Source organism: Citrobacter sp. Cpo061 (assembly GCF_030332845.1).
GTDB lineage: Bacteria > Pseudomonadota > Gammaproteobacteria > Enterobacterales > Enterobacteriaceae > Citrobacter > Citrobacter portucalensis.
Window position 1 is genome coordinate 286,448 of record NZ_JAOWHB010000050.1, and the last position, 12,647, is coordinate 299,094.

12 protein-coding genes are annotated in these 12,647 nt (G+C 53.7%); 3 read left to right on the forward strand and 9 right to left on the reverse strand.

All coding sequences use genetic code 11. The features are described from left to right. Positions 1-2: 2 nt before the first annotated feature. Genes hutW through OGX97_RS16285 form a run of 3 tightly spaced genes read right to left on the reverse strand, consistent with a single transcriptional unit; the run spans position 3 to position 4,330 of the window. Positions 3-1,340, reverse strand: a complete 1,338-nt coding sequence (hutW, locus tag OGX97_RS16275; RefSeq protein ID WP_008783980.1) for a heme anaerobic degradation radical SAM methyltransferase ChuW/HutW — start codon at positions 1,338-1,340, stop codon at positions 3-5. An 18-nt stretch (positions 1,341-1,358) separates the two neighbouring features. Continuing rightward, a complete protein-coding gene (locus tag OGX97_RS16280; protein WP_057067782.1) occupies positions 1,359-2,183 on the reverse strand; it encodes a heme/hemin ABC transporter substrate-binding protein in 825 nt (274 codons plus the stop codon). Between the two features lie 2 nt (positions 2,184-2,185). After that, entirely contained in the window at positions 2,186-4,330 is a 2,145-nt protein-coding gene (locus tag OGX97_RS16285) for a TonB-dependent receptor plug domain-containing protein (protein ID WP_279850399.1), read from the reverse strand. 290 nt (positions 4,331-4,620) lie between these two features. Between OGX97_RS16285 and cueR the strand changes: the two genes are divergently transcribed. Next, positions 4,621-5,031 carry a Cu(I)-responsive transcriptional regulator gene (gene cueR, locus OGX97_RS16290; RefSeq protein WP_008783984.1) on the forward strand — a complete coding sequence of 137 codons (411 nt, stop codon included), beginning with the start codon at positions 4,621-4,623 and terminating at the stop codon, positions 5,029-5,031. On the opposite strand, the gene OGX97_RS16295 is transcribed toward cueR, so the two are convergent. From OGX97_RS16295 to OGX97_RS16310, 4 genes are read right to left on the reverse strand one after another with little or no spacing between them, the layout of a single operon-like run. Further along, a complete protein-coding gene (locus tag OGX97_RS16295) occupies positions 5,028-5,744 on the reverse strand; it encodes a DUF3142 domain-containing protein (RefSeq protein WP_153753641.1) in 717 nt (238 codons plus the stop codon). The genes cueR and OGX97_RS16295 overlap by 4 nt on opposite strands. After that, positions 5,714-7,858, reverse strand: a complete 2,145-nt coding sequence (locus OGX97_RS16300) for a hypothetical protein (RefSeq protein WP_279850400.1) — start codon at positions 7,856-7,858, stop codon at positions 5,714-5,716. The genes OGX97_RS16295 and OGX97_RS16300 overlap by 31 nt, the downstream gene beginning before the upstream one ends. Positions 7,859-7,877: 19 nt before the next feature. Then, on the reverse strand, positions 7,878-8,336 hold the full coding sequence (locus OGX97_RS16305; RefSeq protein ID WP_279850401.1) for an NfeD family protein: 459 nt from the start codon (positions 8,334-8,336) through the stop codon (positions 7,878-7,880). Then, positions 8,333-9,250, reverse strand: coding sequence for an SPFH domain-containing protein (locus tag OGX97_RS16310; protein WP_003831073.1), 918 nt, complete (start codon positions 9,248-9,250; stop codon positions 8,333-8,335). Before OGX97_RS16310 ends, OGX97_RS16305 begins: the two co-directional genes overlap by 4 nt. A gap of 133 nt (positions 9,251-9,383) precedes the next feature. Between OGX97_RS16310 and fetA the strand changes: the two genes are divergently transcribed. Both fetA and fetB read left to right on the forward strand, forming a co-directional pair. Further along, positions 9,384-10,061 carry an iron efflux ABC transporter ATP-binding subunit FetA gene (gene fetA, locus OGX97_RS16315; protein WP_048214770.1) on the forward strand — a complete coding sequence of 226 codons (678 nt, stop codon included), beginning with the start codon at positions 9,384-9,386 and terminating at the stop codon, positions 10,059-10,061. After that, positions 10,048-10,827, forward strand: coding sequence for an iron efflux ABC transporter permease subunit FetB (gene fetB / locus OGX97_RS16320; protein WP_048214769.1), 780 nt, complete (start codon positions 10,048-10,050; stop codon positions 10,825-10,827). The genes fetA and fetB overlap by 14 nt, the downstream gene beginning before the upstream one ends. 105 nt (positions 10,828-10,932) lie before the next feature. Here the strand turns inward: fetB and OGX97_RS16325 are convergent, their stop codons facing one another. Both OGX97_RS16325 and OGX97_RS16330 read right to left on the reverse strand, forming a co-directional pair. Beyond that, a complete protein-coding gene (locus OGX97_RS16325; protein ID WP_242457619.1) occupies positions 10,933-11,787 on the reverse strand; it encodes a co-chaperone YbbN in 855 nt (284 codons plus the stop codon). A 58-nt stretch (positions 11,788-11,845) separates the two neighbouring features. Next, a complete protein-coding gene (locus OGX97_RS16330) occupies positions 11,846-12,616 on the reverse strand; it encodes an SDR family oxidoreductase (RefSeq protein ID WP_279850404.1) in 771 nt (256 codons plus the stop codon). Positions 12,617-12,647: the final 31 nt, after the last annotated feature.

Below are 12,647 nucleotides of genomic sequence, written 5' to 3' on the forward strand. Positions count from 1 at the left end.
TTTTATGGTTGCTCTACCGCAATGCGCGGCGCGTTAAGTTCCTGAATCAGTTCATCAAGAGACTGCAAAATATTGCTCGCCCAAAAACGCCCTTCATTGGTCAGGCGTACACAGGTGCTGGCATCTCGCGTCAGCCCTGCGTGATGCCATTGGGTCAGTAGCGGGGCCAGTTTTTGTGCATGAGGCGTCAGCTCATCCAGCGGAATGCGGGCCGTCTCAATACCGGCCTGGAGAGTGTGTCGCCACTGGAAACCACGCTCGGCGGTGCGCATCATCATCATTAGCGGTTTTTTTCCGGCGGCGATAGATTCATGCCATGTATTCAGGTTGCGCTCGACCATCCAGGAATAGCCATTGACTGACCCTCCTGCGCCAGAGCCGAATGCCAGACAGTCTGCACCCTGTTTAATCAGCAGGTTGTACAGATTGCGTTCCCGTGTGGTACGCGCCCAGTGGCTGTTGCTGATGCAGCGCCAGCCCGCGCTGTCCATGAAATCGCAGCCCTGAAGATAGAGATCGCGGCGTTCGGCGGGAGAGGGAACGGTTGTGCGCCCGGTTTCAACCGCTTTGCCAAGCGGTGTATTAGGGATCAGATTCAGCGCATAAAGATCTACGCCGTCGAGGCCGATGTCGCGGGCAATCGCCAGATCCTCGCCCCACAGTTTTGCGTCTTGTCCTGGCAGACCAAACAGCAGATCGCACACCACGGCGGCACGATCTCGTTTTACCAGTCCCTGCATAAAGGCCGTCGCGGTCGGGCCGTCCGAAGTACGCGCCATTTTCTTGCGGATTCGGCTGTTAAAAGACTGAATACCGATTGAAAATCTATTGGCGCCAGCGTCAAGGCAGGCATCAATTCGCGCATCGTCAAAATTGAGCACCCGTCCCTCAATGGTGATTTCGCAGTCCGGCGCCAACGGTAGCTTGTCACGCAGCGCGGTAATGATTCTGGCCAGGTCCTGTGCAGACAGCGCAGAAGGCGTACCGCCGCCAAAATAGACGGCGTGAATGGGGGCCGACTGATGTAATGCGCTATCAGCTTCCATCTCTATTTCGCGCAACAGCGCGTTGGTGTAGAGGGCGCAGTTGTCTTCTTCAAATCGGTTTTGATAAAAACCGCAGAAAGTACAATGTGTTGCACAAAAAGGAATATGCAAGTACACCAGCCGTTTACGCGGTGGGGTTGGCTGGTTGATGACCTCCTGCCAGGTCTGTGACAATAGCTCTTTGGCAACCGGGATCGCCCCACGCCAGGGCATCGTGGCGCGGCGATCCTTAAATGGCTGACTTCCCTCGAGCGCAAAATGCGCGGTGAGATCCAGCGAATGTTCAGTTTTCATTCTTCTTAATAAATCCAGTTAGTGAGGCCAGAATTGCTGGTGCAGGGCTTCAACCGCATCGGCGACGCGTGGTCCCATTCCCAGAATCAGCGCCTGGTCTACCGCCACAATGCGCTGGTTTTTCCAGGCCGCAGTGTGGGTAATACCGGCAATCGCGCTCAGGCGAGCCGGACCGCCATCGACCATTTGCGACGTCACCACGATCACCTCCGGGTTGGCGGCGATCAGTGACTCCGCGCTGTAGCTTTTATACTGCGCATGGGTGGCGACATTTTGTGCGCCTGCGAGGGTCATAATGGCATCGGCAACGCTGCCTTTTCCGGCGATCTGAGGTGCGCTGCCGCCAGCAGAGAGAATGAACATGGCTTTGACCGGCGCGTTTTTCGCCGCCACGCTGTGCTTAATACGCTCCAGACGTTGCTGCAGGCGATTGACTAGCGCCTCACCTTGGTCAGGAATGTGCAGTGTTGTCGCCAGTTCTCGAATGTTGGCGTACATCTGTTCGACGGTGGCCGGTACGCGCGGCAACGTCACGACGTTAACCTTTTGCGCCCGCAACTGATCCAACACGATTTGGGGACCTGCATCCTGCCAGGTGATAAAGCTGTCCGGATGGAGCGACAAAATGCCCTCGCTGCTTAACTGCTTCCAGTAGCCGATATGCGGGAGTGCGGCAGTTTCGGGCGGATACGAGGTGGTTTCATCAACGCCAACCACCCGGTTGCCGACGCCCATGGCGTATACCAGTTCACTAAGCGAGCCGCCCGCCACCACCAGGCGGTCGGCGGACTGGGCACTGAAAACGCAGGCGAGGCTCAGTAAGCCAATCATGAGTTTTTTCATCGTCAGAAATTCCACGCAAAGCCAACGGCGGCATTGAAACCAGCATCTGGAATAGATTCATGTGCGGTTCTGTAACGCTTATCGGTCAGGTTGTTGAGCGCGAGGTTGACCTGATACTGGTCCTGCGGACCGAACTCGGTGTTGAATGCGAGGTTAAGTGTGGCCCAGCCTGGGTAGTTGATTTCCGTGGTGCCGGTATTATCTTTAGCGCTGGACGCCGCGCGGATAAAGGCATCGGACGTCACGTTAGCGACATTCATCAACCAGGTATGTTTCAGGCCGACACGCCCGGTCAGCGTGGGTTCGCCGGTATCCCAGGTTTTTAGGGTATTGCCTTCGTACTGACGGCGAATGAGATTACCGCTCAGGTAAGGTGAAACCGCCCAGCCGTTGTATTCTGCGGTGAGTTCCATGCCCCAGGTTTTGGCCCGATCGATGTTTTCGTAGTAGTAATAGCCGCCCCGTGAAGAGGTGGTATTACCGCTGCAAACGGGTTGGCCTGAACAGGCCAGGCTGGCGATATAGTCTTTGGCTTCGGAGTAATAAATGGCGCCGTCAATCAGCCACATATTCCCTTTATACCGTGCGCCCAGCTCATAGTTATTCGAGTGTTCCGCCTTCAGGTTTGGGTTGCCGTAGGTCACGCTTCCGCCTGCGGACGTCTGCATAAACAACTGAGTCAACGTGGGGAAAACATAGCCCTGGGCATATGCTGCCCGGAGTTCAAGATCTTTAAAACCGGAATAGCGTAGGCTGGTTGAGGTCACCAGTTCATCATCGTGTACTGAATTTCCCCCGGTGGAATGCCAGGTGCTGCCGCTGCTTTGCAGGGTTTGCGTATCGTTGCGATTGAGCTTCGAAGACAGCCAGTACTGGCGTGCGCCTACGGTCCAGGTCCAGTCATCGGCAAAGCGCCAGTCGTTTTGCGCGAACAATGAGGTGTTGCTTTGCTCCGCTTCGTTGTATGACAGGGTGCGGGTTTGCGTATCGAAGAAGCCGGTAGCTGCGGTCTGGCGCATACTGCCGTCTGTGTCCTGTTTGATTTTGTCATGCTGATATTGAGTGCCAATCACCAGCTCGTTGTTCGCGGGAAGGGAGAAATTGCCCTGCAGCGTTACCCCCTGGGTATACTGTTTGTCGTTGGTATTGGTTTGATTGTTTATCGTCAGCGCTTTAATCGCCGGGCTGGGGATTACCTGAGTCGTTTTGACCCGGTTTTCAAATTTGCGCTCTATTGTCTGGGTGTATGCGTCAACATGGATTTTCCTCAGGTAATCCCCGCCAGCCGCGTAGTCGTAGAAAAGACCGATTTTCTCGCGTTCCAGCTTAGGTATTTTGACGCTAAAGTCGTCGAACTGGCCCTCTGGATCGTCAAACCAGGTTTGAGTAGACAGTTTGTAACGATCGAGGGAGAGTCCGATTTTATGGCGATCGAAATTGTAGCCAAGCCACACGCCCTGGCCGTTATTACGGAAATTGGTGTCGGGCAATCTCCCGTCAGGTGTATCGCGGTCCCCCTGGTCGGAATAGCTGCCATTGATGCGGTAGTCAAAGTTTCCGATGCTGCCCCAGGCTGCTGCTGATTCTTCCCATCCTGCCGTTGCGGAGTTATAAACGGCCTTAACGCTGCCGCCGAGAGGCTTATCGCCGCCTTTTTTGGTAATAAAGTTTACGACACCGCCAATCGCCTGCGAACCGTAAAGGACAGAGTAGGGGCCTTTTACTACTTCAATCCGTTCCAGCGCGGATTCGTCAATCAGCAAACCGGCTCCGTAGTTTTGCCCGGCGCGCTGGTAGCTGACGACCTGGCCGTCGATCAAAATCAGCACCCGCGAAGAGGCTTCGCCACGGATACGAATTTGTTTCCGGCCAGCGAGGGCGTTATCGGTGACTTCGACGCCGGGAATATCTTGTAAATCATCAGCAATAGAAACGCTGGTGGAGTTTTGCAGCGTCTGGCGATCGATAACCTGAATAGTTGCCGGGCTATCCCAGAGACTACTTTCAGAGCGGTTAGCCGTGACGATCACCGTATCATCGTCGGGCGCTGAAGCGTGTGTTGTAGAGGTAGCTGCAGAAGCAGCGCCGGACATGCATAATGTCAGGGCTGAAAGAATAAATGGTCTTTGGTTAATCCGTGGCAACATAAGAGAACCTTTATTAAATGTAAATGATCATCATTATCATTCGCATTTGTATATAAAAATGTTTCCCTTTGTTCAATATGAAAGATGCATAACCAATATATCTTTTGATTTGAGTCAATTTTGTACGGTCAATAAATACTGAAATGTGATCTGTATCGGGTATAACAATGTGAATAGAAAGGATTTATTCATCTCTTTGTTGGCTTATAATGTGCAGATTTCTCGGGTAAATGATTACGGCAATCTGGGCTATAATGTGGCTCAGCACCAACAAGCACCGCGGGGGAAATGTGAATATTAGCGATGTTGCGAAAAAAACCGGTTTAACCAGCAAAGCCATTCGCTTTTATGAAGAGAAAGGACTGGTGACGCCGCCGCTGCGTAGTGACAATGGCTATCGCACTTACAACCAACAGCATCTGAATGAACTGACGTTGCTGCGTCAGGCGCGGCAGGTTGGGTTTAACCTGGAAGAGTGCGGCGAGCTGGTAAACCTGTTTAACGATCCGGCGCGTCACAGCGCGGATGTGAAAAAGCGCACCCTGGAAAAGGTGGCGGATATTGAGCGGCATATCAGTGAGCTGCAGGCCATGCGCTTGCATTTACTGGCGCTGGCGGACAGTTGCCCGGGTGATGACAGCGCTGAATGTCCGATTATGGATAATCTCTCCGGCTGCTGCCATCACAAAGCGAAGGCTTAACGGCGAGAAGGATTAAGCATAAACACCACCGTACCGCGGTACCACGGAGATTTCTCAAGCTGCGCTTCAGCCAGTGGATCTCGGCTACCGTTTTGCACCAGTCCCAGCTTAAATGGAATGCGCAGGCGGCTCAGCGCGGGTAGATACGCCTGATAATTCGTCACCGTGCGACGCCCCTGATAGCTTTGCACCACCAGTTCATCGACCGCCAACGCGTTCAGCGTAGCGACGTCGCCCGTTTTTGCCCAATCCAGTAGTCCGGTTACGCCTAGCGCAAACTCGGCCGGGAGCTGTTGGCGCAGTTGCTGCAGAAAGCGGGCGTAGTCGGTCAGTTGATGGGTCGCAGCGTCAAAATCAACCTGCAGGCCGACGACGTGATTCCCGGCGGTCTGCCAGCGCTGCATCAACCGTATGATACGCGCCGGGATCTCTTCCGGTACGTCGAGGGTTGTAAAGCGTACGGTCAGCCAGATTGAGGGAAAAGACAGACGACTGACCGGCAGTCCGAGGCGCTGGAACACCACGTTACCGGAACGAACCAGTACCTCGCCCTGGTGCAGATAAACCGTTTGCGCGTCTTTCAGCTCGTCACTGGCTTTCACCCCAGACCACAGCCAGAAGGCTGAATGTTCACGGGCGGCGACGATATCCGCCGCCTGTGCCTGGCCGAGAAGCAGTGCGGTTACCAGTAATATTTGAGTTTTTGCGCCCACGGGCTTCCCGGATACTGCGTTTTCAGTTGGGTGAACCAGCCCTTACGCTGCAATTTGTCCACGTCTTCTCCGCCACATTCGTTAGCGCCTGATGGCGCATAGCACATGATGGCGCGATACAGCGCGAAGCTCTTATCTTCGACTTCCGCGGTGGGTGAGGTGATTACCTGCTGGTAGTAGCTCTGTCTGTCGAACTGGCCGAACGGTTTCTTGCGCGAGATAGCTGATTCAAGCACGTCGTTGCCAGCGCTGCTTTTCCACAGGTCGACATGTGTTTGCGTGGTGCGGAAGAATTCGCCAAGGCAGTTCAGCGCGTGAGCATCATCCGCTTTTTTGCTCAATACCGTTACCGTTTCATTGAGGCTGCGGCACGTATAACCCGCCTGCGCCGTGTCGCCATTCCAGTCGAATATGCTCAGGTTAACGTCATCAAACGCTTCGCCAATGACCGGTGATGTAATCGCGCTGGCCAGCTTTCTGTCAGTAAGCCAGTCGCCAAAACGATTCTCTGTTAGATCCCGCACCAGCAGCGTATGCAACGCAATGGTACGCTCTTCGTTATTCGGGCCATGAACGGCCTGCTGGCGCAGCAGTTCTGGTGTGGCCTGCGTTTTCAGTACCTGCGAACGAAAGCGCAGGTTGGTCACCGCGCTATTCGGTGCGAAAACTGCCGCCACGTCGCCGCTATATACCAGCGTCGCAGTGAGCTTAGCCTGCACATATTGCTGCTGTTCGTTATCCTGGCTGAGTTTTAACAACTGCTGCCAAAAATCGCGCGCCTCGGCCCATTTCTTCTGGCCCATCAACGCTTCGCCGTACAGCACCTGTTCGCTGAAGGCGAGGGTATCGTGAGCGGCAAGTTTCTGCGCTGGCGTAACTGCCTGAATAATTGCCGCGTAGTTGCCCGTTGCCAGCCACAGATTCAGTTGCAGATCGCGCCATAGCGGCAGTTTTTGGCTTTGTTCAAACACCGGTTTGCTGGCGTCGAGCTGTGCCTGCGTCAGTGTCGGTTTGTTATTGTTATCCAGGCGCAGCGCGCGTAGTAGTTCGATATAGCTGACTCGCGGCGCGTCGGGGAAGGACTCAACGACGGACTGGTCGTAGAACGCCATGCCATAGACATTATCGTATTCGATGACATTTTCGCGCAGTTGCCGTGCGTCTGCCGACTGCTGCAAAGTCTGTTCATACAACCCGGCCAGCTGCGGCCATGACTGTAAATACCAGTTGATGCGACGCAACATGCCTCGTGAAGAGTCAGCGTAGAGTCCTTGGGGAAAACGCTGCAGATAGGCCTGCGCCAACTCTTGAGCCTGAGTGGCATCCTCGCGGTTAATTTTCGCAATATCAAAATCGCCGTACTCGCCCACACTGTTCTGACTGCTCCTGTTCAACGCCGTGCGCATCAGCATGTATTGCGCGGTCTCTGCTAACCACGGACGGTCGCTTGTAGCAAGCTGAGTGAAATCCCGTTCGGCACTGGCATAATCACCGGCATAGAAACTGGCGGCTGCTGCCAGATAGCTTTTATAGGGCAGAGCTTGAGAATCTGCCGGGAAGGTGGCAAGAGAAGACTCAATTTGCTCGCGGGTTGCCCCAGAAAGCAGTCCTGTACGCGCCTGGGCTAAAGCCTGACGCTGTTCCGCTGTTAATGTGGAATCGGCCAACAGCGCGGCAAAAAAGGCGCTAACGCTCCCGGTATTATTCGAAACATGACGGTTCTCTAGCTCAGCGTCATTGATGTTTATTTCGTCGGCGCTAATGTTCAGCTCGGCCATCTGTCGGGAGAGAGGACTGTCCGCGGCGGATGCCTGAGCTGCCGCTGTTTGCGGGGCAGCCTCATCCCATTGCGGGTGATAGGCAAAATAGAAATCTCGGGAGCGAGTGATGTCTGCGGGCATCGACTGCACGGGCAGAACAAATGATTTTTCCTGGCTCAGCAGCCGCAGCAGGTTGTCGCGGCTGTCGTTTTCAGGGTTAAAGGTCGGCGTTCCCTTCAGCAGGCAGCTGTCGTCGCTCCATTTGCAGTCTTCCATATCGAACGAAGCGAATGCCTGCGGGGTGGCGGTCAGCAATGTGCAAAGGGCAAAGGCAAGGGGTGTCTTCCTGACCATAGTCTTAATTCCTGTCTTTTTAGTGTGATACCGCTTTTATAATCAGGGTTATTCCCTCAACGGCAATGACTTCAACCTGCGTTCCGGCGCTCAAATCGTCACGGGCGCTAACGGGCCAGGAACTGTCGTCGACGCGCATATGTCCGCGACCATTGACCAGGTTAGTTTCCAGAGTAAATCGACGGCCAACTAACTGTTGTCCACGTTGGTTAAGATGGCTGTCGGCCGGCTGCTGCTCCTGAACGCGTCTTGCCAGCCACTTCCACCACAGCCAGGCTGCCAGCAAGGTGAGGGCAGCGAACATTGCCCCCTGCCACGCCCAGTCTAGTGGAACGAGCCAGATGACCAGACCGGTAATCACCGCTGCCACGCCGCTCCACAGCAGATAGCCGTTGCCGCCCAGCATCTCGGCGGCCAGTAACAGACCCCCGAGGCTGAGCCAGAAGATATGCGGGTGCACCAGAATCATCGCTATCATGATTTTTTCCGCTCGCTGGCGCTGTCCTTAACCAGTTCGGCGATCCCGGCAATGGAACCCATCAGGCTGCTGGCATCCAGCGGCATCATCACCACTTTGCTGTTATTCGACGAGCCGATATGCTGCAGCGCTTCGGTGTATTTCTGCGCCACGAAGTAGTTCACGGCCTGAATATCCCCGGCGGCAATGGCTTCAGACACCATCTGTGTTGCGCGGGCTTCTGCTTCTGCGGAACGTTCACGCGCTTCAGCCTGTAAAAATGCGGACTGACGTTCACCTTCCGCGATGAGGATTTTCGACTGCTTCTCACCTTCGGCCTTGACGATTTCTGCCTGACGGATCCCTTCGGCTTCAAGAATGTAGGCGCGCTTGGTACGTTCGGCTTTCATTTGCGCGTTCATGGCGTCGATAAGTTCTGCCGGAGGACGCACGTCGCGGATCTCAATACGGGTGATTTTGATGCCCCAGGGATTGGTTGCCTCATCAACGATATGCAGCAGGCGCGTGTTGATGTTGTCGCGCTGGGAGAGCATTTCATCGAGCTCCATCGAGCCGAGAACAGTACGAATGTTGGTCATGGTCAGGTTGATGATCGCCAGTTCCAGGTTGCTGACTTCATACGCGGCTTTCGGCGCGTCGATCACCTGAATGAAGCACACAGCATCAATCGAGACGTTGGCGTTATCTTTGGAGATGACTTCCTGAGAGGGGATATCAAGCACCTGTTCCATCATATTGATCTTACGACCAATGCGGTCCATGAACGGTACAACAAGGCTTAAACCCGGTTGCAGGGTTTTGGTGTAACGGCCAAAACGCTCTACCGTCCACTGATATCCCTGCGGGACGATTTTGACGCCTGCGCCGACGATCACCAGCGCGACAAAAATAAGAATAGGAATAAAAATGAGCATTGATGAAACCTCCTGTTGTGCTGTCCTTTACTGCCTCATTAGTCAAATTATACCCGATTTATCAAGGTGGGCTCCCCTATAATAAATTACAGGGATAGACTATCTGCACGAAAGATGTAAAAAGGGATTGGTAATGGAAGAAAGCAGCATTCTGCTTCAGTTAAAAAATGTCGCATGGCAGGCAGGGGCGACGCAGATTCTTAATAACATCTGTTTTGATCTCCGCGCCGGAGAATTTAAGCTGATTACCGGCCAGTCCGGCTGCGGTAAAAGTACGTTACTCAAGATAGTCGCGTCGTTAATTAGCCCGAGTTCCGGTGAAATCCTTTTTGAGGGTAAGGAGATATCAACGCTTAAGCCTGAAGCTTATCGCCAGCAGGTCTCTTATTGCGCGCAAACGCCCGCTTTGTTCGGTGACACCGTCTACGACAACCTCATTTTTCCCTGGCAAATCCGCGATAAACGCCCGGAACCGGATGTGTTTCTGGAAGATCTGGCTCGTTTTCAGTTGCCCGAGACGATCCTGAAAAAAAATATCAATGAGCTATCTGGTGGCGAAAAGCAGCGCGTCTCGTTAATTCGTAATTTGCAGTTTCTGCCGAAAATCCTGCTGCTTGATGAAATCACCAGCGCACTGGATGAGTCCAACAAACGTAACGTGAACGAATTAATTCACCACTATGTTCGCGACAAGAATATTGCCGTGCTGTGGGTGACGCACGATAAAGATGAGATTAATCACGCGGATAATGTCATCACTCTTCAACCGCACGCCGGAGAAATGCAGGAAGTCAGCAATGAACGAGCATAATATTACCAATGAATCCCTGGCGTTAGCGATGATGCTGGTGGTGGTCGCGATACTGATCAGCAACAAAGAAAAGCTGGCGCTGGAAAAAGATATTCTCTGGAGCGTTTGCCGGGCAGTGGTTCAGCTTATTATCGTGGGCTACGTGCTGAAATATATTTTTGGCGTCAACCATAGCATTCTGACCTTATTGATGGTGCTGTTTATCTGCTTTAACGCGGCCTATAACGCGCAAAAGCGCAGTAAATATATTGATAAAGCTTTTCTCTCGTCGTTTATTGCCATTACGGCGGGGGCGGGGCTAACGCTTTCGGTGCTGGTTCTGTCAGGCTCTATCGAGTTCACGCCGATGCAGGTCATCCCGATCTCCGGCATGATTGCAGGTAATGCGATGGTGGCGGTGGGGCTGTGTTACAACAATTTGGGGCAGAGGTTTAACAGCGAGCAGCAGCAAATTCAGGAAAAACTCAGCCTCGGCGCAACGCCGAAGGTGGCTTCTGCACCGCTTATTCGCGACAGCATCCGCGCCTCGCTGATCCCGACGATTGATTCAGCGAAGACCGTGGGGCTGGTGAGTTTACCGGGAATGATGTCAGGATTGATCTTTGCAGGTATTGACCCGGTAAAAGCGATTAAGTATCAGATTATGGTGACGTTTATGCTGCTATCAACCGCCAGCCTGTCGACCATTATCGCCTGCTACTTAACCTATCGAAAATTCTATAATTCGCGCCACCAATTAGTGGTAACGCCATTAAAGAAACCGTGATGTGATGCCGTATGGCGGCTACCGCCATATCCGGCCGACGGGAATGAGGTGCTGGTTGTGTTTGTAAGCCCGATAAGCGTAGCGCCATCGGGCATGATGAACCAATTAGTACAACAGCGCGTACAGCTGGCGGCGATACTTCGAGGCCAGCGCATCACCGGTACCCAGTGCGGCAAGGATCTCCTGGAAAGTCTTACGTGCCTGACCATCGGCAGCCGTAAGATCTTTCTTCAGGTGGCTGAACAGTAATTCCAGCGATTCCTCGTTACGTCCGACCTGGTGCAATTGAATAGCCAACTGCGTTGCCAGCGCCGCATCCTGTGGATTGCTGGCGACCTGCTGCTGCAACTGTTGGATTTCCGGTGTATCAGCGGCCTGCTTCAGTAATTCGATCTGTGCGATAAGCCCTTGATAGCGGGTGTCCTGATCCTGCAACGGAATGGTTTTCAGCACCGCTTCGGCTTCGTCAGAACGGTTCAGGGCGATTTGCGTTTCCGCCAGCAGCAGACCGATTTCGCTGCTCTGGTTGGAGATCTGCCAGGCTTCTTTCAGCAGCGGCAGCGCATCCGCGTGATTACCGGCTTCGATGAATTCGATAGCCTGGCGTGCTTTCAGCTCTTCTTCGCTCGGCAGCACTTTCTCCAGCAGCGCGCGAATAACCTCTTCCGGTTGCGGGCCCTGGAATCCATCTACCGGCTGACCGTTCTGGAACAGATAAACCGTAGGGATCGCGCGCAGACCAAACTGGGAGGCGATCATCTGCTCGGCGTCGCAGTCCAGCTTAGCGAGAATAAACTGACCGTTATACTGGGCGGCAAGGCTCTCCAGTATCGGCGTTAATTGCAGACAATGCTGGCTGCGCTCAGACCAAAAATAGAACAGGACCGGCGTGGTCATCGACTGTTCAAGGGTCTGCTGCAGGTTCGATTCATTAATATTAACAATATTCTGTGTGGACATGGAGTTACTCTCTTTTGTCGATTTCTTGTTACATGGGGGCTGACGCGCGAGCTTCAACTCAACCCTGTAAAATTTTGTCCATTATGCGGCCTGGCAACAGGCGTTTAAGCAGCATCACTGCCCAGGTCACCAGCGTAACCGGATAACGTAGCTTTGGTTTATCGCTCTCAAACGCATGACGCACTTTAGCGACAACCGCTTCTGGTCCCAGCGTAAAACGCGCGGCAATGCCGGGATTTTCAACGGGAGCATCGCTCTGGGTCTGGTTGACGTTTTCGGTAAAGCGGGTACGGATGGGGCCGGGTTCAATCAGGCTGACCTTAATCCCGCTGTGGCGCAGTTCCATACGCAGTGCGTCGGACCAGGCTTCCAGTGCATATTTGCTGGCGGCATAGGCGCCGCGTCCCGGCGTTGAGATCAATCCCATCACCGAGGAGGTCATCACGATGCGCCCTTCGCCGTGGGGTAACATGGCAGGTAACAGGCGCATGGTAAGCTGATGTGCGCCAAAGAAGTTGGCGGAAAACTGCTGTTCCATCTGTTCGCGGCTGATGGTGGGCAGGGGACCATAGACACCGTATCCGGCGTTGTTAAAGATCCCATATAAATGATTATCGGTCAGGGCGATCACTTCATCGGCGGCACGATCCACGCTTTCGGGTGAATCCAGATCCAGCAACACGCCAGTGAATCCCATGCTGTTCATACGCGCGACATCGTCAGGTTTGCGACAGCCTGCCAGAATTTGAAAACCCTGGCGCTTTAGCTCAAGCGCACTTTCCAGGCCGATTCCGCTGGAACATCCTGTTATTAAGACCGATTTTTGCATAACTTTACCTGTCAGGATCTCCGTTGAGTTA